The sequence below is a fragment of the Rhodococcus sp. ARP2 genome, assembly GCF_001029585.1.
Taxonomy (GTDB): Bacteria; Actinomycetota; Actinomycetes; order Mycobacteriales; family Mycobacteriaceae; genus Rhodococcus_F; species Rhodococcus_F erythropolis.
In genome coordinates, this window is sequence record NZ_LEKE01000023.1 from 106,483 (window position 1) to 126,437 (window position 19,955).

The 19,955-nt window shown below is 63.2% G+C and carries 22 protein-coding genes; 11 read left to right on the forward strand and 11 right to left on the reverse strand.

Annotated elements, in window-relative coordinates:
• Positions 1-32: 32 nt before the first annotated feature.
• Together ABX74_RS04350 and ABX74_RS04355 are read right to left on the reverse strand one after the other, a co-directional pair.
• Positions 33-680, reverse strand: coding sequence for a CoA transferase subunit B (locus ABX74_RS04350; RefSeq protein WP_019745502.1), 648 nt, complete (start codon positions 678-680; stop codon positions 33-35).
• On the reverse strand, positions 677-1,423 hold the full coding sequence (locus ABX74_RS04355; protein ID WP_007730016.1) for a CoA transferase subunit A: 747 nt from the start codon (positions 1,421-1,423) through the stop codon (positions 677-679). Before ABX74_RS04355 ends, ABX74_RS04350 begins: the two co-directional genes overlap by 4 nt.
• 171 nt (positions 1,424-1,594) lie before the next feature.
• Between ABX74_RS04355 and pcaH the strand changes: the two genes are divergently transcribed.
• The 6 genes from pcaH to ABX74_RS04385 are packed head-to-tail and all read left to right on the forward strand — an operon-like array spanning position 1,595 to position 7,523.
• On the forward strand, positions 1,595-2,314 hold the full coding sequence (gene pcaH / locus ABX74_RS04360; protein WP_046379373.1) for a protocatechuate 3,4-dioxygenase subunit beta: 720 nt from the start codon (positions 1,595-1,597) through the stop codon (positions 2,312-2,314).
• A complete protein-coding gene (pcaG, locus tag ABX74_RS04365) occupies positions 2,307-2,948 on the forward strand; it encodes a protocatechuate 3,4-dioxygenase subunit alpha (protein ID WP_021331870.1) in 642 nt (213 codons plus the stop codon). Before pcaH ends, pcaG begins: the two co-directional genes overlap by 8 nt.
• A gap of 11 nt (positions 2,949-2,959) precedes the next feature.
• Positions 2,960-4,288, forward strand: coding sequence for a 3-carboxy-cis,cis-muconate cycloisomerase (pcaB, locus tag ABX74_RS04370; protein WP_047888309.1), 1,329 nt, complete (start codon positions 2,960-2,962; stop codon positions 4,286-4,288).
• The gene (gene pcaD, locus ABX74_RS04375; protein WP_047888310.1) at positions 4,285-5,466 is read left to right on the forward strand and encodes a 3-oxoadipate enol-lactonase; all 1,182 of its coding nucleotides are present in this window, start codon (positions 4,285-4,287) and stop codon (positions 5,464-5,466) included. Before pcaB ends, pcaD begins: the two co-directional genes overlap by 4 nt.
• Positions 5,463-6,287: an IclR family transcriptional regulator C-terminal domain-containing protein gene (locus ABX74_RS04380; RefSeq protein ID WP_020909283.1), complete on the forward strand. Its 825-nt coding sequence runs from the start codon at positions 5,463-5,465 to the stop codon at positions 6,285-6,287. The genes pcaD and ABX74_RS04380 overlap by 4 nt, the downstream gene beginning before the upstream one ends.
• Positions 6,288-6,311: 24 nt before the next feature.
• Positions 6,312-7,523 (forward strand): acetyl-CoA C-acetyltransferase, encoded by a 1,212-nt coding sequence (locus ABX74_RS04385; RefSeq protein WP_047888311.1) that lies wholly within the window; start codon positions 6,312-6,314, stop codon positions 7,521-7,523.
• Here the strand turns inward: ABX74_RS04385 and ABX74_RS04390 are convergent, their stop codons facing one another.
• Positions 7,524-8,063, reverse strand: a complete 540-nt coding sequence (locus ABX74_RS04390; RefSeq protein ID WP_020970947.1) for a MarR family winged helix-turn-helix transcriptional regulator — start codon at positions 8,061-8,063, stop codon at positions 7,524-7,526.
• 72 nt (positions 8,064-8,135) lie between these two features.
• Between ABX74_RS04390 and ABX74_RS04395 the strand changes: the two genes are divergently transcribed.
• Complete coding sequence (locus ABX74_RS04395; protein ID WP_020909286.1) at positions 8,136-8,861, forward strand: SDR family NAD(P)-dependent oxidoreductase; 726 nt, start codon at positions 8,136-8,138, stop codon at positions 8,859-8,861.
• Here ABX74_RS04395 and ABX74_RS04400 read toward each other — a convergent pair whose 3' ends face one another.
• The gene (locus ABX74_RS04400; RefSeq protein WP_047888312.1) at positions 8,862-9,581 is read right to left on the reverse strand and encodes a dienelactone hydrolase family protein; all 720 of its coding nucleotides are present in this window, start codon (positions 9,579-9,581) and stop codon (positions 8,862-8,864) included.
• 46 nt (positions 9,582-9,627) lie between these two features.
• A complete protein-coding gene (locus ABX74_RS04405; protein WP_021331867.1) occupies positions 9,628-10,677 on the reverse strand; it encodes an ABC transporter substrate-binding protein in 1,050 nt (349 codons plus the stop codon).
• Positions 10,678-11,023: 346 nt separating this feature from the next.
• Between ABX74_RS04405 and ABX74_RS04410 the strand changes: the two genes are divergently transcribed.
• Positions 11,024-11,227 carry a cold-shock protein gene (locus tag ABX74_RS04410; RefSeq protein ID WP_003939930.1) on the forward strand — a complete coding sequence of 68 codons (204 nt, stop codon included), beginning with the start codon at positions 11,024-11,026 and terminating at the stop codon, positions 11,225-11,227.
• 69 nt (positions 11,228-11,296) lie between these two features.
• On the opposite strand, the gene ABX74_RS04415 is transcribed toward ABX74_RS04410, so the two are convergent.
• The 4 genes from ABX74_RS04415 to ABX74_RS04430 all read right to left on the reverse strand — a co-directional run bounded on the left by ABX74_RS04415 (position 11,297) and on the right by ABX74_RS04430 (position 15,024).
• The gene (locus tag ABX74_RS04415; protein WP_082148450.1) at positions 11,297-12,025 is read right to left on the reverse strand and encodes a Clp protease N-terminal domain-containing protein; all 729 of its coding nucleotides are present in this window, start codon (positions 12,023-12,025) and stop codon (positions 11,297-11,299) included.
• Between the two features lie 70 nt (positions 12,026-12,095).
• Positions 12,096-12,881 carry an alpha/beta fold hydrolase gene (locus tag ABX74_RS04420; RefSeq protein WP_047888324.1) on the reverse strand — a complete coding sequence of 262 codons (786 nt, stop codon included), beginning with the start codon at positions 12,879-12,881 and terminating at the stop codon, positions 12,096-12,098.
• A gap of 83 nt (positions 12,882-12,964) precedes the next feature.
• Positions 12,965-13,957: an ABC transporter substrate-binding protein gene (locus ABX74_RS04425; protein WP_047888313.1), complete on the reverse strand. Its 993-nt coding sequence runs from the start codon at positions 13,955-13,957 to the stop codon at positions 12,965-12,967.
• Positions 13,958-14,385: 428 nt separating this feature from the next.
• Entirely contained in the window at positions 14,386-15,024 is a 639-nt protein-coding gene (locus ABX74_RS04430) for a DUF2461 domain-containing protein (RefSeq protein ID WP_003939783.1), read from the reverse strand.
• 86 nt (positions 15,025-15,110) lie between these two features.
• Between ABX74_RS04430 and ABX74_RS04435 the strand changes: the two genes are divergently transcribed.
• Positions 15,111-15,956: a mechanosensitive ion channel family protein gene (locus ABX74_RS04435; protein ID WP_024487521.1), complete on the forward strand. Its 846-nt coding sequence runs from the start codon at positions 15,111-15,113 to the stop codon at positions 15,954-15,956.
• Positions 15,957-16,050: 94 nt separating this feature from the next.
• Here ABX74_RS04435 and codB read toward each other — a convergent pair whose 3' ends face one another.
• Positions 16,051-17,382, reverse strand: a complete 1,332-nt coding sequence (gene codB, locus ABX74_RS04440) for a cytosine permease (protein ID WP_047888314.1) — start codon at positions 17,380-17,382, stop codon at positions 16,051-16,053.
• Positions 17,379-17,843: a nucleoside deaminase gene (locus ABX74_RS04445; protein WP_003940577.1), complete on the reverse strand. Its 465-nt coding sequence runs from the start codon at positions 17,841-17,843 to the stop codon at positions 17,379-17,381. Before ABX74_RS04445 ends, codB begins: the two co-directional genes overlap by 4 nt.
• Before the next feature lie 175 nt (positions 17,844-18,018).
• Between ABX74_RS04445 and ABX74_RS04450 the strand changes: the two genes are divergently transcribed.
• Both ABX74_RS04450 and ABX74_RS04455 read left to right on the forward strand, forming a co-directional pair.
• Positions 18,019-19,539, forward strand: a complete 1,521-nt coding sequence (locus tag ABX74_RS04450) for a PucR family transcriptional regulator (protein ID WP_223257826.1) — start codon at positions 18,019-18,021, stop codon at positions 19,537-19,539.
• A gap of 26 nt (positions 19,540-19,565) precedes the next feature.
• Positions 19,566-19,955: formylglycine-generating enzyme family protein (locus ABX74_RS04455; RefSeq protein WP_223257827.1), on the forward strand; the 390-nt coding region annotated here is incomplete at its 3' end.

Consider the following 19,955-nt stretch of genomic DNA (forward strand, 5'->3'; position numbering starts at 1 on the left):
CCGGCGGCTGAGCCATCAGATGAAACAGACTGTCAAAGAATCAGTTTCGCTCCGGTAGCGGCAACCACGTCGTCGACGCTGATGCCCGGCGCCGTCTCCACCAGGCGGAGACCGTCGTCAGTCACGTCGATCACGGCCATGTCGGTGATGATTCGCTGGACGCAGCCCTTACCGGTCAGCGGAAGCGAGCACTCCTCGACGATCTTGTGCTCACCCTTCTTCGAGACGTGCTCCATCATCACGATGACGCGCTTTGCGCCGTGGACCAGATCCATCGCGCCGCCCATGCCTTTGACCATGTGGCCGGGGATCATCCAGTTCGCGAGGTCTCCGGTGGCACTGACCTGCATGGCACCGAGCACGGCAACGTCGACCTGGCCGCCGCGGATCATGCCGAACGACGCTGAGGAGTCGAAGAACGACGCACCGGGGAGAACGGTGATGGTCTCCTTGCCCGCATTGATCAGCTCGGGATCGAGTTCGTCCTCGGTCGGGTACGGCCCCACGCCCAGAACGCCGTTCTCCGAATGCAATACAACGGTGATGTCGGTCGGGAGGTAGTTCGGAACCAGCGTCGGCATACCGATGCCGAGGTTCACGTACTGCCCGTCCTCGAGTTCGCGCGCGACGCGGGCCGCCATCTCTTCGCGGGTGAGTTTGGTGGGTAGTACAGAAGTCATGCTCGTACCGTCCGATTCTCGATGCCGACCGTCACAGGGCCGACGTGGACAACACGCTGAACGTGAATGCCCGGCGTGTGGATCTCGGCAGGGTCGAGCTCACCCGGCTCGACGAGGTGCTCGACCTGCGCAATGGTGATGCGCCCCGACGTTGCTGCAGCCGGATTGAAGTTCTGGGTACTCGCGCGGTAGACGAGGTTGCCGTGCCGGTCACCTTTCCAGGCGTGGACCAGTGCATAGTCGGCGACGATGCCGCGCTCCATCACGTAGGTGACGCCGTCGAAGTCACGAGTTTCCTTGGGCGGACTGGCAACTGCGATGCCGCCGTTGCCGTCGTAACGCAGTGGCAGGCCACCGTCGGCGACCTGGGTGCCGACGCCGGCCGGGGTGAAGAACGCGGGGATGCCCGCTCCCCCGGCGCGCATGCGCTCGGCGAGCGTGCCCTGCGGCGTGAGTTCGACTTCCAGCTCACCGGAAAGGTACTGACGCGCGAACTCCTTGTTGGAGCCGACGTACGAGCTGACAGTACGACGGATACGCCCCTTCTCCAGAAGCACTCCGAGCCCGAACCCGTCGGTGCCGCAGTTGTTACTCACTGTTTCGAGTGATGTCGCGCCCTGCTCTAGGAGCGCATCGATGAGGATTTCCGGCACTCCGACGAGCCCGAAACCTCCGACAGCGATCGTGACGCCGTCCGGCACGTCGGCGACGGCCTCGGCAGCAGTGGGAATGACTTTGTCCATCATGTCGATCACAGTAGCGCGGTGCGTACGTATTGTGAACCCCCGTGCGCATCACGAACATTTTTCGCCCCCGGCATTGCCTGGGTCACATCTACGAACTATTCTGTTCGCAGAGCGCAACACATGTACACATTGCGAACAACTTCACGTAACCGAACGACGAGGTTCCCTATGCTGCATCTACCGCCGAGGTACCAGCGGCCGACTGGCGTCAACGCCCCGGCCGATTTCGCGGACTACAAGACCACTTCTCTTCGCCACCCGAAGCAACCGCTGAAGCTGCTCCCCCAGCGCCTCACGGAGCTCACCGGGCCGGTATTCGGCGAAGATCGCGTCGGCGCCGGCGAAAACGACCTGACCATTGCCAACGGCGGCGAAGCACAGGGACAGCGCATCGTCGTTCACGGCCGTGTACTCGACGGCGACGGAAAGCCGGTCCCCCACACACTGCTCGAGGTGTGGCAGGCCAACGCCGGTGGACGCTACCGCCACACCGGCGACAACTGGCCCGCGCCGCTGGACCCGTTCTTCAACGGGCTCGGTCGCTGCGTGACCGACGCGAACGGCCACTACAGCTTCACCACGATCAAGCCGGGCGCCTACCCGTGGATGAACCACGACAACGCCTGGCGACCGGCCCACATCCATTTCTCGCTGTTCGGCACGGCATTCACGCAGCGCCTCGTGACGCAGATGTACTTCCCCGAAGATCCGATGTTCTTCCAGGACCCGATCTACAACTCAGTGCCCGAAGAAGCCCGTCACCGCATGGTCAGCGTCTTCGACTACGACGCCACAGTCCCCAACTGGGCTCTCGGGTTCCGCTTCGACATCGTCCTGCGCGGCCGTAATGCCTCCGTATTCGAGAACGAGGAAGACCACGATGACTGATCGCACCGCGAAGCCCGCACCCACTTATCCGGTCGTCCCCGGCGACTTCACCACCGCCCCCTTCGGGGTCACGCCCTCTCAGACCGTCGGACCGTACTGGCACATCGGCCTCCCCTGGACGGACGGCCCCGACGCTGCCCCGACCGACACCCCCGGACGAATCACGCTGGCCATCACGGTGATCGACGGCGCCCGTACACCCGTCGCCGACGCGATGATCGAAACATGGCAGGCCGATACGCTCGGGCGCTTCAACCATCCGGACGATCCCCGCGGCGCAGTGGACCTCACTCCGGCGGGTTTTCGCGGATTCGCCCGCAGCGCAGCAGATTCCACCGGCACCGCACTGGTCCACACCGTCAAGCCCGGAGCGCAGCCCACTGAAACGGATGCGGACGAGGCGCCGCACGTCAACGTGTCGGTCTTCGCTCGCGGCATGCTCGACCGCCTGGTCACCCGCTTGTACTTCCCCGAGGACACCGACGCACATGCGACAGATCCGGTGCTGTCCTCACTGAGCGAAACCGAACGCGCGAAGTTGGTTGCAACCAAGGTCGACGGTGGGTACTCCTGGACGGTCTATGTTCAGGACGAGGACGCGAACGGCGTCGAGACGCCCTTCTTCGAGTTGTAAGAGGAGTACACATGCCCACTCGCGGCGCACTGTTCGACCCGGTGTTCGGGGCCACCCGAGTATCGGAGCACCTGTCCGACCAGGCGTGGGTCACCGCGTTGCTCGACGTGGAGGCCGCACTGAGTTGTGCGATGGCCACTGTCGGGTTGGCCGACGGGGAACATTGCGCCGCGGTGGCGACCGCCGCAGCTGAACTCTCACAACCGGGCGGCCTGGACATCGTGGCGCTCGGCCGCGCGTCGGCCGCCGGCGGAAATCCCGTCATTCCGCTGGTGAAGATGCTGCGCGAAAGGGTGGGACAGGAAGGTGTGCCTGCCTCCGTGGTGCACCCGGGCGCCACCAGTCAGGACATCATGGACTGTGCGCTGATGCTGTTGACGCGACGTGCGGGCGCGGTGGTTCTGGCCGACCTGACCCGCGCCGCCGATTCCGCCGCCCACCTCGCCCGCATCCATCGCTCTACTCCGATGGTCGCGAGAACCCTGGGACAACAAGCACTTCCGACCACCTTCGGGCTACTGGCATCGAGTTGGTTCACCGCACTCGACGCCGCAGCGATTCGTCTCGAAATCGTGCTGTCCACGTTGCCGGTTCAATTCGGCGGAGCCGCAGGAACACTCGCTGCGTTGTATCCCGACGGGCTCAGGATCGCGGACGCGCTGGCCGACGAACTCGGTCTGGCCAGGCAGGTCACTCCCTGGCACACCGACCGCGTGACCATCGCAGAACTCGCGACCACACTCGGTATCGTCGCCGGCACCGTTTCCAAGCCCGCCACCGACATCACCGTCATGGCGTCCACCGAGCTGTCCGAGGTCGCCGAGAGCGCTCCGGGCGGATCATCGGCCATGCCCCACAAGCAGAATCCGGTTGCCGCGATCACCGCCCGCGCGGCAGCGCGACGTACTCCCGCCCTGGTGGCCACAGCCCTGTCGAACATGGATCACGAATTCGCTCGCGCCGCAGGCCCCTGGCACGCCGAGTGGGAAACCGTCACCGATCTCCTGCGTCTGGCAGGCGGAGCAGCGCACCAGCTTTCCGTGAGCCTCACCGGCCTGCAAGTACACACCGAGTCGATGGCTCGTAATCTAGACATCACCGGTGGCCTGATTCTCGCCGAGCGTGTCACCAAGGCCCTGTCCGCACACACTGATCGAGCACGCGACATCGTCACCGCGGCAGCCACTTCCGGAACCAGGTTGGATCGTGATCCCGCCATCGCAGAGCACCTGAGCGAAACCGAGATCGCCGAACTACTCGACCCCGCACACTATCTGGGCCACGCCACCGATCTGGTCGACCGCGCCCTCGCCGAACGCCCCACAGGAGGATCTCGATGAGCGTCGCGCTCAACTTTCAACAGACCGGCAATCCCGATGCCCCGGCAGTGGTTCTCCTGGGTTCACTCGGATCCGATCTGTCCATGTGGCAGCCGCAGATTCACGCGCTGTCGAATCGCTACCGCGTCATCGCCGTCGACCATCGCGGCCACGGCAAGTCACCGGTGCCTGCGGGCCCCTACTCCATTGCCGATCTTGCCGGCGATGTCATCGCTCTCCTCGATTCGCTCGAACTCGAGTCCGTACATCTCGTTGGGCTCTCCCTCGGCGGCGCTGTCAGCCAGTGGATCGCCGCGCACCACCCCACTCGCGTCGAGACGTTGACGTTGATGTGCACGTCCTCGCAGTTCGCCCCGGCTCAGCCGTGGATCGATCGTGCGCAGGCTGTCCGTGCGGACGGCATCGCGTCCATCGCGGCCGCCGTCGTCGGACGCTGGTTCACGCCGGGACTGGCCGAAAACGATCCGGAGCTTGTCGCCCGCCACGTCGCGATGGTCGAAGCCACACCCGACGAGGGTTATGCCGCCTGCTGCGAGGCGCTTTCGATGTGGGACGGCCGCGCCGACCTGGCCCGCATCGTCGCTCCGACGCTCCTCGTCGCGGGCGAGCAGGATCCGTCGACACCTCCGGCGACGTTGAGCGCGATCGCCGACGGTATCGCCGATGCGGTACTGCACGTGGTCGATCCCGGCGCACACCTCGCCAACGTCGAACAGGCCGGGCGCGTCACCAAACTGCTTGCAACGCATATTGCCTCGCACACATCTGCGCTCGCCCAACGTAGCGCCGCGGTATCGGCAGGTATGATCGTACGACGTCAGGTGCTCGGCGACGCCCACGTCGATCGTTCCATCGCCGGTGCCACCGAGTTCACGGCCCCGTTCCAGGACTTCATCACTCGCACGGCGTGGGGTGACATCTGGTCACGCCCCGGCCTCGATCACCACACCCGCAGGCTCCTCACTCTCGCGATCCTCACTGCCGTCGGCAACGAACACGAACTCGACATGCACATTCGCGCTGCGCTGCGTGCCGGGATCGATCCCGACGAACTCGTGGAAGTATTTCTCCATACCGCGGTTTATGCGGGTGTGCCGAACAGCAACTTGGCTTTTGCGCTGGGAAAGCAAGCACTCGCGGACCTCTCGGCCGAACCTGAGGAGAACGAGACAACATGAGTGAGAACAGCAGCGAGCAAGCGCCGGGACCGTCACCGGACTACGTGCAGTCGCTGGCCCGTGGGCTGTCCGTCATCAAGGCTTTCGACGGTGAGCACCCGCGTCGGACCCTCAGCGAAGTTGCCAGGCACACCGATCTCACGCGTGCGACTGCTCGCCGCTTCCTGCTCACACTCGTCGAACTCGAATACGTACGTACTGACGGTTCAGTGTTCTGGTTGACGCCGCGAGTCCTCGAACTCGGCTACAGCTACCTCTCCAGTCTGTCCCTTCCCGAGATCGCCGGGCCGCATCTGGAAGCCTTGTCCGCCAAGGTCCGTGAATCCACGTCCGTGTCGATCCTCGACGGTGACGACGTCGTGTACGTGGCCCGTGTTCCGGTCAGCCGCATCATGACGGTTTCCATCACCATCGGCACGCGCTTTCCCGCGTACGCCACATCCATGGGTCGAGTTCTGCTCGCCGGCTTGCCGGACGACGCACTGGACGCCTACCTCGCCCGAGTGTCCTTCACCCGACTGACCGGCAAGACCATCTCCACCGCCGACGGTCTGCGTGCCGAACTCGAGAAGATTCGCGCCGACGGATTCGCGATTGTCGATCAGGAACTCGAAGAGGGTCTGCGCTCGCTCGCCGCACCCATCCGGGACGCAACCGGTGATGTGGTCGCGGCTGTCAACATCTCCACCCAAGCCGCCCGCTACAGCGCCGAAGCTGTTCGCGGTGAACTGGTTCCGGCCGCAGTCGCCACCGCGGACGCCATCTCCGTCGATCTCGGACGTACTCAGTCGTCCAACAATCACTCGGCAGCCACTCGCTGACCGGGCATACCCAAGGAAGAACCAATGCCTGACGTTGTCATCTGTGAACCGCTCCGCACCCCTGTCGGCCGCTTCGGCGGTGTCTTCCGTGACGTAGCCCCGGAAGATCTCGCCTCGACGTTGATCGCCGAACTCGTCACACGTACCGGCATTTCCGGCGCGGAGATCGACGACGTCATTCTCGGCCAGGCTTCGCCGAACGGTGAAGCTCCGGCGATCGGACGCATCGCGGCGCTCAACGCCGGTCTGGGCGTCGATGTTCCCGGCATGCAGGTGGATCGCCGGTGCGGGTCGGGATTGCAGGCAATCATCCAGGCCGTCATGCAGGTTCAGTCCGGTGGCAGTGATCTGGTCCTTGCGGGTGGTGCCGAGTCGATGAGCCAGGCAGAGTTCTACGCAACCGGAATGCGTTGGGGCGTCAAGGGTGAAGGTGTTGCGCTCAGCGATCGTCTCGCGCGCGCCCGCGTGACAGCCGGCGGACGCGACTTCCCGGTTCCCGGCGGAATGATCGAAACGGCAGAGAACCTGCGCGCCGAGTTCTCCATCAGTCGCGAAGATCAGGACGCACTCGCTGTGCAGTCGCATCAGCGTGCCGTTGCCGCACAGAAGAACGGCGTCTTCGCCGAGGAAATCGTTCCGGTATCCGTTCCGCAGCGCAAGGGTGAGGCCCTGCTCGTCGACACCGACGAGCATCCGCGGGCCGACACTTCGATGGAATCGCTTGCACGCCTTCGTCCCATGCGCGCAAAGATCGACCCGGACTCCACCGTGACGGCAGGTAATGCCAGCGGCCAGAACGACGGCGCAGCGCTGGCGATCGTCACCACCGCAGACAAAGCCCGCGCACTCGGACTGCGACCCCTCGTACGCCTGGCAAGTTGGAGCGTTGCCGGAGTTCCCCCGCGCACCATGGGCATCGGTCCCGTCCCGGCGTCGGAGAAGGCACTCGGCCGCCTCGGATTGACCCTGGCGGACATGGATGTCATCGAACTCAACGAAGCCTTTGCGGCACAAGCACTTGCAGTCCTGCAGAGTTGGAAGCTCGAAGCCGACGACCCACGCGTCAACCCCAACGGCTCCGGCATCTCCCTCGGCCATCCGGTCGGTGCCACGGGTGGACGAATCCTGGCCACCCTGTTGCGCGAGATGGACCGTCGCGAAGCGCGTTACGGCCTCGAGACGATGTGCATCGGCGGCGGGCAGGGCCTGGCTGCAGTGTTCGAGCGTCTGTCCTGATCAAGCCCCGACGTGCGCGACGCCAGGGTCACCGAGTTCGCCGCGTAGACCGTCGAGAAAGACACGCAGCAGTTCAGTGAGTTCGGCCTGCTGCTGCTCGGTGAGAATCGACGTCAGTTCGGCTTCACGGCCGAGGACTCGGTCCACCAATTGCTCCACCAGTTCGTGACCGGCGGCAGTGAGGGTCACGAGCACTAGTCGTGACCCTTGCGCGGCGGAGGACCTCTCCACCAGACCCGCGTTCTCCGCGCGCGCGAGTCGCTGCGAGATCGCACCGGCCGTGACTCCGGTCTGCTCGGTGATCTGGCGAGTCGTCAACTGATACGGCTCGCCGGATCGCCGCAGGACACTGAGTAGGTCCAGCGTGGCTGTGTCCGCACCGGCCGAGGCGAGTACCCGTCGGCGATCCTCACCGAGCAGCTTGGCGCACATCCACAGCCTGGTCACAATGCCGATACCCTCTACGGGCGTGCCCGGCCTTTCGCGAAGCCAGGCCAACGCAACCGCGTCCACCGCGTCGTCCGGGTTGTAATCGCCCACCACTGCACACCTCATTTAGCTCTAAATGATACGTTCTTCGTATAGGTCTAAACGTAGCTCACGGAGGTAGGCATGACACGCACAGTTCTGGTAACCGGCGGCGGAACAGGGATCGGGCGCGCAGTTGCAGCGGCGTTCGCCCGAGACGGAGACACAGTTTTTGTCACCGGCCGACGCACGGAACCACTCGAAAAGACCGCGGAGGAGTTGGGTTCCGATGTTCACGCCTTGACGTGTGACAACTCCGACCCGAAAGACCTGAAGCGGCTGCAGGATTCGCTTCCGGGAACCATCGACGTCGTGGTGCACTGCGCCGGTGGCAACACGGACTTCGATCGCGAAGCACCGTCAGATCTGGAATCCCTGGCCGCCGGGTGGCGTGCGAATCTGGACTCCAATCTCATCTCGGCAGTGCTGACCACAGCCGCAGTTCGCGATCGAATCCCCAGCGGCGGTGCCGTCATCACCATCGGATCGATTGCCGCCGACAAGGGCGCGGGCGCGTACGGCGCTGCCAAAGCCGCAGTTGCGACGTGGAATATCGATCTGGCCGCCGAGCTGGGGCCCGAAGGCATCACCGCGAACATCGTCTCCCCCGGCTACATCGCTGACACCGAGTTCTTCCGAGACTTTCTGACGGACGAGCGTCGCGCGATGCTGATCGAGTCCACCAGCACCAAGCGCGCCGGAACACCGGACGACATCGCATCAGCCGTCCACTTCTTGGCCTCACCGGGCGCCCGGCAGATCACCGGTCAGGTATTGGCAGTCAACGGCGGTGAGAGAACCAGTCGCTGATCATGCCAGGTGGCGCCCGAAGAACGAGTCGATTCGCTTCCAGGCATCCTGCGCTGCAACAGGATCGGGACCGATTCCGAGGATGCGCTCCAACGGACGAAGCACCTTGGGTCCGGCCTCCGCGTCGTTGAGGAACGCGTGGCCGGCGGTGGGGTACTCCTTGACGTCGTTCTCGATACCGGCATTGCTGAGCGCCGTCTCCAGTTTCGCTGCCGCACCGCGGAGCGAGAAGTCCTTGCCTCCGAAACTCCCGACGATCGGGCACGCATCCACCACGGCCTCATCGAGTTTGCGTGGAAGCTGACCGTAGTTGACCGAGGCAGCGTCGAAATCTCCGGCGCTGACCATCGCGAAGCCGCCGCCCATGCAGAATCCGATGACACCGATCTTTCCGGTGCAGTCCGGGGATTCCAACAGCCAACTGCGAGCGACTTCGATGTCGGTGAACGCCTTGCCGTGTCCTCGAAGCATCGACGTCATGGTGGGCACGAGGCACCGCTTCGCCCCGCCCGCGCTGTAGAGGTCGACAGCGAGCGTCAGGAATCCCGCAGAGGCCAGCCGCTTGGCTTGCCGCTGCATCACCTCCTCGAGCCCGAAGGCCTCGTGAATCATCACTACCCCCGGCCACGGGCCGGGGGTAGTGGGGGTTTCGAGTATCGCTCGCAGCGGTTGTGATCCGCCGACAACTGCGGCGCGGCCAGTCAGATCTATGTCCACCATGTTTCGATGCTAGGCCGACGCAGGGTCCGTACGCTCGGAAGCGAGGTCAGGGGAGTTGTTTTCCCTGGCCCGCCGCAAGCCCGGTCAAGACCTCGGCGAGCTGCGGCAAGGCGTACGGCGCGCTCAGTGGACCGAAATTGTCGACAAAGGCATTCGAGAGCAGAAGTTCGACCGGCGCATAGGCTCGCGCCTTCACCGCGGGGAGGTTCTGGAAAACTGCGAAGTTCTCCAACCTCGTCGTCGCTTCCTGATCAGAAGCGAGGCTGAGCAAAATGTCTGCGGGTGCTAGTACCTCCGCCTGCTCCATCGACAGCGCAGTCATCTGCTCGGCGTTGTATCCGCGATAGTTGAGTCCGAGTTCGCGCAGCAGAACCCCGGGCGCACTGGCATCCCCCTGCACATACAACTGATCGCCGTACATCGAGCCGATCATGATCGTCTTGCCACCCAAGCCATTCAGCGAAGCGGCAGTGTCGGAGATCAGGGCGTCGGTCCGGGCGATCGCTGCAGCAGCGGCCTCGTCGACAAAAGCGGCCTGCCCGACCGTGGCGACGCCGTCACGCCACGAGGTGGTCCAGTCCAGCGCGATGACAGGCGCGATCTGGCTGAGCCTCTCGGCTGCCGGTTCGAGATAGGTCTTCATTCCGATGATGAGATCCGGTGAGTAGCGCGCGATGATTTCCGGGTTGATTTCGCCTGTGGTGTCGAAGCTTTCGAGATCGGCTATTCCAGCGGTGCTCTGCCAAGGCAGTGCACCGCGGTCCCACGCACCCGTATTGCCGTAGGCGACTGGGTGAACGCCGAGAGAGAGCAGGAATTCGAGATCCGTGAAGTCGCTGGCAACAACGATCCTTTCCGGCTTCCCCGAGATCGTGGTGGTGCCGAGCGCATTGATCACCTCGCGTTGTTCGCCGGCATCAGAAGCATCTGACGTAGTCGAACAACCCGCAAGGATGGCGGCCGCTGCCACTGCGCCGACGCCGAAGAACCCACGGCGACTGAGCTGGTCCACCAGTTCAGACGTCGTGGATTCACAAATCGTTCCGTACATGTATGCACTCTCCTTCTCGGCGACTGCTGCGCGCGCCGAGGGCACAGCGAATGAGAGGTTAGCCCACCCTCATCTTCCATAGGGTTCCTACGTTTGCGATTCCGAGAGATCGGAGCGATAAATATGGACCGTTCTCGAGCGGACAAGTACATTCCCGCTGATCTATCACCGCAGGCAGTTGGGCGAGCCACCAGTCCCTGCCTTCGGCGATCGGGTCGCTCCAGCGTCGAAAATCAGTCGAAGATCAGTTGCCATTCCCTCCTCGAAAGCGTCCGAATTACCGTCTTTTGCACGTCGCCCACCGTTCGACTTGCGCGGCGTGGGAGGATAGACACATCGAGATCGGGACTTCGATGTGAGGGCCCGGATCGAGTTTGTAGGGAGTATCGGTATGGCACAGGGCATCGTGAAGTGGTTCAACGGCGAAAAGGGCTTTGGTTTCATCGCTCCCGACGACGGAACACCGGACGTGTTCGTTCATTACTCTGAAATCTCGGGCAACGGCTACAAGTCGCTCGACGAGAACCAGCGTGTGGAGTTCGAGGTTGGCCAGGGCCAGAAGGGTCCTCAGGCCACCAATGTGCGCGCTGTCTAATCAGTGACACAAGAAGAGGGCCGCACCCGCAAGGGTGCGGCCCTCTTCTGCATCAGATTCACCCCTGAATCACTGATCCTGAATGACGGCCAACGCTCCCACGATATTCGACTCCGCAACCGACTTCGAGAATCCGAGATCAGCCAGAACACCTGATCCGTCTTCGAGTTCGAGCAGCGCGAGCAGGATGTGCTCGGTTCCGATGTAGTTGTGGCCCAGGCGAAGAGCCTCACGGAACGTCAGTTCCAGCACCTTGCGCGCGCGAGCGTCGTACGGAATAAGTTCTGGCAGTTCGGAAGTCGGAGCCGGGAGTACACCGGCCACTGCAGCTCGGACGGACCCGAGCTCCACCCCCTGCGCCACTATCGCCTTCGCAGCCAACCCGGCAGGCTCCTCGACAAGCCCCAGGAGCAGGTGCTCCGGCTGGATCTCTGCGTTACCGGCGGCGCGGGCTTCGTTCTGCGAGGCCATGACGACGTTCTTCGCCCGGGGAGTGAACCGGTTGAACCCTTCGTTCGGATCCATCGGCTTCTGATCACTCGGCACCTTGGGAACAAAACGCTTCTGCGCAGCCTGCTTCGACACACCCATGCTCGCACCGATCTCCGTCCACGACGCTCCCGACCTGCGCGCCTGGTCGACGAAGTGGCCGATCAGGTGATCTGCAACTTCACCGAGATGATCAGCTGCGATCACGGCGTCGGAAAGTTGGTCGAGCGCGTCGGTGTGCACCTTCTTGATCGCGTCGATGAGGTCGTCGAGTCGAACCTTGTTGGTCATTTCCACTGGCTTGCTCATGCGTCAACCATAGGTTGACGCAATCGAAAACGTCAACCCTAGGTTGACGATCGTTTTCGCCGCACTGCGATTAGCCGGAAAAGAACTCACGCAGAGCCGGGACAATAGCGTCGTCGGCAACGCCGTGCCCCTGACCGGGGATCTCCAAAGTCTTTGTCCCCGAGACTTTTGCAGCGATTCTCGTCGCCGAGGCAGGTGCCCATTGACCACTGTCACCGCCGTACATGACAAATGTAGGGACGGTAATGGAGGCAAGCCAGTCGAGCGACTGACAGCCGTGATCACACACGGCGACGTCGTAAGGCAAGGTGTGCGCGATGGCGCACATGTCGGGCCAATCGGCACTCCGCTTGATCTCGTCGACCATCCCGGGGGATGCACCGGTCAGATCCAGAAAACGCGTCACAGCACCTTCCCTGTCGCCGGCCGCGATCAACCGCTCCAGGTCACTTTGGGCAGTCTCGTCACGCTGGTCGTCATCCATGTACGGCGCCTCGTAGACGGCGAGCTTACGCATCGGCACGGCCTGCGCTGCGGCTTCCAAAGCCAGCGCAGCACCCGACGACAATCCGTAGACCAGCGGCATTTCACCGGTGGCAGCGACGACCGCCCGCAAGTCCTCCACCTCGGCGTCGATCGAGAACGCGCGACTGTCACCGCTGTCCCCGCGTCCGCGCCTGTCGTACGAGTACACCGTGAAGTCCGCCGCCAACGCAGCAGCGAGAGAATCGAACCATCCTCGATCGCAGAACGCTCCGGCAACCAGAACCACTGCTGGTCCGGCACCGGAGCGTTCGTATGCGATGGTCGTACCGTCGCGGGATTGCACTACCGCTGGGGATTGCTCTGTTTGCACGTCGATCTCCTCAGGTTTGGTCAATGCCTACCTGATTAGACCGCCCGCGTTACCGAAACTCATCGGTCCGGTCGGCAGAGGCTTCAGCTGATCTTGTTGTACAGGGCATCCCAACCCTGTGCCACGTACGAAATCGTGTAGATCGAACCGTAGAACGTGGAGCCACCCAGACTGGTGACGTTGCCAGCCTGCACTGCCGGGAGTCGCTGCCACAGCTTGCTCGCCACCAATGCCTGGTACGCGGCACTGTCCTCGTTTTCGGTGATCATGAAGCCGTCGACGCCGGCCAGCACATCGAGGCCTTCGAGGCTGACGCCGCCCTCGGGATCGAGGCCCTCCGAGGTGGCAGTTTTGCCACCGATGTCGCCGAGCGTCATGTCGCTGGGCTTGTCGCCCTTCTCGGACGTACGGATGCTCGTGACGTACAGCGTGTTCGTGTCTGGCATGAACGAGACACTGGCAACGGTTTTGGACGCAATCTTCTCGGCATGACGACTGCGGATGTCGGAAATCAGATTGTCGTAGTCGAGCGTCAGTCGATCGAGTGTGGCCGTTCGACCGAGCCAGCCCGACAGCCGCGAGAGGTTTGTACGCCAGTCGTCGGTGAACTCGGTCGTCAGAACCGGTGCGATGGTGGACATCTCGGCGACCGGCCACCACTCGCTCTCGTAGTTGAGGCACACGATCAGGTCGGGCTCGAGCGCCAAGATCTGTTCGCGGTTGGGGATCTCCGACAGGAACGGCACCGACGAATCGATAGGCACCCACGGTGTCGCCTGGGCGTACGTGTAGCCGACGAGCGGAAGTTCCAGAGCTACAGCAGGTTCCAGATCGAGCCGCGAGTCGATCGCGACAACCCTCTTCGGATTGGCGGGAATGTCGTAGGTACCGAGAGGTGTCGTCACAGAACGCATTTCGGTTTCACCCGAACTGCTCCCGCTGTCACCGCAGGCCGCCAGGAACGCGCCCAGTCCGGCGATCCCGGCACCGAAGCCGAACTGCCGACGTGTGAGGTCCGAAACGAGGCGGTTGTCGGAGTAGCCCTCGGGAAGCAAGAGCGTGGATTGAGCGGGCATGCGTGTCGAACCTCCAGAAGAAATGAATCATCCACTGTTGCGAGCGGATAAGGATGCCCTAACAGCGTACGCAGGGAGGGTCGTCGCGATCGGCCCAGAAATAGTCGAATCAGGCCAATTCGCACCCCTTACTTGTCGAGTTTGCGCATCTCGACGAAGTAGACCGCACTGAACGCGAGGTAGGTGCCGACGATTCCGAGGACCGAGATGATCAGGACGAGAGCGAGAAACATAGCCATGATGGTCTCCACTGACACGGGTTGTTCACGATGTCGATCGAGAGAAAATGGCTTCGAACTGCGGCGCTGCGACTCGAAGCGGGGCCGAAACTTTCGGTTACACACATCACGCTAGCCCCAGGCGTCTCGAGTTTCGATGAACTCGAGGTGAACTCTCCTACGGCTACGTCACACTTTTCTGTCGGACAGTCAGTTCGGTCCGAGCACCTGTCCGGACCATTCGACCAAGGGCGTCAGTGCGCGCCACGCTGTGCGAACTTCCTTCAATGTCCTGGCGCTGTCCAGCCACGACGGGCTTGGGTAACTACGACCAGCAGTCAGCGACTTGTGACGCAGCAATTCGATCCGCGGGTGATCGACCGTGTATCCGCGAGGCGCCGTCTTGAGCTTGTCGCCGCCGATCGTGAATCCGGCCTTCTCGACCGAGGCCAGGATCTTCTCGAGCTCCGGCCCTCGAACGTCGTCGTCGACAGCCGCACGATAACGCGCGATGGTCTCCGAACTGCTGGCGTAGAAACCACCGGCCACCATCAACCCTGCCGCGTCGATCTGCACGTAGTAGCCACAGCTCTCGGCGAGACCGACGAACGCTCCCTGGTGCGTCTTGTACGGGATCTTGTCCTTCGAGAATCGAACGTCACGATATGGCCGAAAGAGCTTGGCCGTGCCGAATTCGTCCTCCAACGCCGCGGTCAACGACGCCATCGGACGACGAACCACTTCGTCGTACGTCTCCTTGTGCGCTGCCCACCAGGTCTTGCTGTTGTCGGCCTCCAGGTCTTCGTAGAAGTCGAGTGCAGCAACGGGTATGCCAGTGAACGCAGCCATGGCGTAAGCCTAGCTGCCTGTACGGCTTTGGACCGCCTGCCCTGCGACGATGCCCGGATCGGCCGGAATCCGTAGAATGCATGGGGATGATTTCCGAAATACAAGCATGGGAACTGACCGACACCAACCGAGACTGGCTGATACACCGACCCGTCGAGATCGCGATCTACGTGGCGCTCGCAGTCGTTCTGCGCTTCGCACTGCACCGCGGGATCGATCGAATGTCGAAGCCTCGCAAGTCTCCGAACGCCAAGGTGAACGAGCGCCGATCGCAGCGAGCCCGGACCATCGGTTCGGTACTCAAATCGACGGTGTCCATCGTCATCCTCGTCTGGTGTGTGCTGCAGATCCTCGGCATCCTCGGGATCAACGTCGCGCCGTTCATCGCATCCGCCGGCGTCATCGGTCTTGCCATCGGTTTCGGTGCACAAAACCTGGTGCGTGACTTCCTCTCCGGCATCTTCATGTTGCTGGAAGATCAGTACGGTGTCGGCGACGTCGTCGATCTCGGCGACGCGGTCGGCACCGTCGAAACAGTGGGCCTGCGTGTCACCACGATTCGAGATGCCAACGGCACCTTGTGGTACTGCCGCAATGGCGAAATCCTGCGAGTGGGCAACATGAGTCAGGGTTACGCCACTGCAGTTCTCGATCTCCCCATCGCCCACAATGCGAACGTGCACAAAGCGTGCGAGGTGGCGACGCGAGCTGTCCTCGAGGCGGCGGAGTCCGAACCGATCAGGGCGGACATGATCGACAAGCCGGAGATGCTGGGAGTCAATTCGGTTACTGCCGAGGCAATTACCATTCGAGTGACGGCGCAGGTCAAGCCTGGGCGCCAGTGGGCAGTCCAGCGCGCATTTGCACGCTCGGCGCTGACTGCGTTCGAAGAGCAGGGAATCGAGGCACCGTACCTGCCTGTTCTGCGCTGACGGTTGAAACGGAATCGACTGCCCTTTCCATCAATTACGCGAGCCCCCGGCGCGGTCGATACCGCCGGGGGCTCGCTGATGCCTGACGCACGATTCAGACGGTGGAGGTCGAGACCTCCCGATTTGCCGAGCTGTTGCCAAACACCCTGTGCAGGAACATCGTCAGAGCAATTGCTGCCACGATGCCGATCAGCGGCGGGATTCCCACCTCGAACTCACCGGAAAGCCAAGCGAGGAACGCTGCGACGGCATAGACGGCGAGGTTTCGCCAGTGGACCGGCTGCGGGGTGTAACCCTCGGGAATGCCGCGCCGCCACCGGCACAGGAAGTCTGCGATGATCACACCGCCCAATGGCGGGATGAACGTTCCGAGCAGGCTCAGATAGTCGACAAGATGGTTGTGCACACCGGTCAGAGCAAGCGCCGTGCCGATCACACACCCACCGATGACGAAAGGGGTCTTGCGGGGCTTTCTGAACAGTTCGGCGCCGGCCACCCCGAAGGCGTATGCGGTGTCGGCGTTGCTCTTCCAGAGGTTCCCGAACAGCAAGACCAGGCCCCAGCCGACAAGCCCGAGGTTGTAGAGAATCAGTACGAAGTCACCTTCGTGGAACGTGATGGCTCCGATGGCACCGAACAGGATCATCAATCCGTTTCCGAGGAGGAACCCGATAACGCAGGCCCACACCGCTTGTGATCCGGAACGGGCAAACCTGGTCCAGTTGGGCGCTTGCGTTCCCGCCGATACAAACGTGCCGACCACAGTGGTGATTGCGAGCGCGATCGTCATGGTCGTCTGCGGTTGAACCGAGACCAGGCCGGAGAACCCACCGACTTCCTCGAGGGACCGGAATACGACCCAGCAGGCCAACGCCAGGATCAAGGGCGTCGAGACGAGCGAGACCCAATACATTCCGCGGTAGCCGTAGCAGGCGGTGATGCACATCAAGATGCTCGCCGCGATCATCACCGACGCCCGCGCGAGATAGGAATCCCAGCCCAATGCCTGCGCGGTGAGATCGCCGATCGTGCCGATGATGACTCCGTACCAGCCGATCTGGGTACCGCCCAGCAGGATCGAAGCGAGCTTGGACCCGCGGGTGCCGAAACTGTAGCGCGCCATCACAACTGTCGTCAGCCCGGTTCGAGCTCCGACGAACCCCATCATGGCGACGTAGACCCCCAAGATGGCGGATCCGGCGGCGATCACCACCATCAGTTTCCAGAACGAGAACGCGGTACCGAGCGCTGCTCCGGCCAACATCGTCGGTGTGAAGATGGTGAACCCCAACAACACCACCGCGAGCGAGAAGAACGGCTTTCGTGCATGAAGCGGAACCGGACTAACGGGATAGTCCGGATCGATCGGGTGGCCTGTGATCTCCGAATCGCCTGCGACCGTGGCAGGTTCGACGGCGCTGCTCATACAACTTCGCCGATGTCTTCGAGCCACAGGCTCGGGCGCTCGGCCAGCATGCGGTCCATCAGTGCCACACACTCCGCGTCGTCGACGACGTCGACCTGAATTCCGCTGCTGCGCAACCATTCTTCCGACGCCTCGAAGGAACGATTTTCGCCGACTACGATTCGAGGGATCTCGTACAGGCGCGCCGTTCCGGCGCACATGAAGCACGGTGACAAAGTCGTGTAGAGGACACACTCGCGATACACCGAGGCCGGCAGTCGTCCGGCGCGCTCGATGCAGTCGGTCTCTCCATGACGGATGGCGCTGTTCATCTGAACCCGGCGGTTGCGTCCGACTGCGAGGACCTCGCCGCGGTGAATCAGCGCCGCGCCGATCGGCACGCCGCCCTCCTCCCAACCGATCTTCGCCTGTTCGATCGCAAGTCCGAGAAAATACTCATCGGTGTGTGCCGGGTGGTTCATGTGTGCTCCTGGAGTCTGACCAAAATCGTCGATTGTGGCTCGTGTCACAATCCGACCACGGTGGTAACAGCCCGACAAGGGACAACCTGTCAGTTCGGCAGAACTAGCTCTATGACGAAGTGCCCCCTCGGCGGACGATATAGAAATGCTCCCGACTCTGCGACAAGTTCTTGCGATGCCCTCGTTCAAGGCCGCCGCAATCGAGGTGCTCGCGGGCGACGTCGATACCGCGGTGGTCCGCTGGGTCCATTCGTCCGAGGTGTACGAGATGGGTGGGCTGCTGTCCGGAGGTGAGGTCCTCCTGACCACGGGCCTCGGTCTGCACGGGCGATCTCCCGAGCAGCTCACCGCCTACATCGACCAGTTGGCGGACGCGGGATGCGTCGCGCTCGCGATGGAGGTCGGCCGCTCGTTCCTCACGGCCCCTCCCGAACTCGTCGAAGCATCGCGCCGACGCGGGCTCGCGTTCTTGGCCCTGCACGCAGTAGTGCCCTTCGAGCGGATGGTCGAAGACTTTCACGACCTCATGCTCCGCCGCACTCTCGGTTCGGCACAGGCGGGCGAGCCTGTCTGGCAAGAACTTCTGAGTCTCGTGGTGGCAGGCCAGGGTATGACCGCGCTGCTCGACAAGGTGTCACGACTCGCGGGGTGCGGCGTCGATCTCCTCGACGCGGATGGCAGAACCGTCGAGCGCAGCACAACCGGCGCAGAGCGATCCGAGACCGAACGCACGATCCACGACGTACGCGGTCCGACGAACTCACTCGGTCGACTTGTCCTGTGCGGGCCCGCAACTACACGCCGAACCGCCGTCGCAAACTGCGCCGCCGTCGCGGTGGCTCTGGAACTCGGCCGTCACGGCGATCTCGGCCCAAGACAGTCACTCGCCCAATCGGTGATCACCGACGTGGTGGGCGGTGTGCTCACATCGCACGGCGACTTGTCCGAACGACTGACAGCGGCCGGGTGGACGCCGTTGTCGGAGGGGCACCACGTCCTCGTCGCCGCTGTCGACATCGATCGGCAAACGCCGGTTCGAGAGCTCGCTGACCAAGTACGCGACGCCGTGCGGGCCGTGCTCGGCTCCTGTGTCGTCGGGACTGCGGCCAATCACGTCATCGTGCTCGCGCATGGGTGGGCGTCCGCATCCCCCGCTCGAGTGCGGACTGCGTTCACCGAAGCCGACGAGCTGCTACGCCGCGGGCCGGGCGGTTCCGCGGTACGCACGCTCGGAGTGGCGACGCCGGTCGAGGATCTGTCGGGCGTCGGTGCGGCGGTCGCGCAAGCTCGCGAAGTCGTCCAGATCGCACGGCGTTTCGGCACCCGGACCGGAGTGATCCTCGCCAGGGACGTCGGCGTCCAACGACTGCTCGCCGCCGGCACGACGCCCGCTTCCTTGTCCTCGTTCGTCACGGAGCAACTCGGTTCGCTGATCGCTTACGACACAGCACATTCCGCCGACCTCGTCCGGACGCTCGACGCGTACCTCGCACACCGGGGCGGCAAGGCGAGAACCGCGGATTTCCTCGGCATTCGGCGCCAGTCGCTCTATGCACGGCTCACTCGTATCGAGAAGCTGATGGGAGTTTCCCTCGACGATCCGGCGCAGGTGGTGTGTCTCGGGCTTGCACTGACCGCATGGCGCATGCGTACCGGCCTTGACCCACAAGCTGCGTTCGAGCGTCTCCCCGGGTGAGCGACAACCTCTGCGATGATGAACGAATGACCGGAGCAGCGGAATTGATGATCGAGATCCCTGCCGGCGAGGTGCATCTCAGAGACGATCGCAAAGGCACTGCGTGGACCTCGAAAGTCGAATCATTCCGCCTCGCTCGCCATCTCACCACCAGGGCACTGCTTGACGGAGATTCGGCGGACGATCCGAGCAAACCCGCGGTCGACCTCTCGTGGAAAGACGTCATCGCAACCTGCAACACACTGTCAGTCGCGGACGGTCTGTCGCCCGCGTATCACGACATCGACACCGAGTCTCCCCGGTGGGACCGGGCGGCAACCGGCTACCGACTCGCCACCGAGGCCGAGTGGCAGTACGCGTGCAAAGCCGGCACCTCCGGCTACCGCTACGGCGAAATCGACGAGATTGCCTGGTAC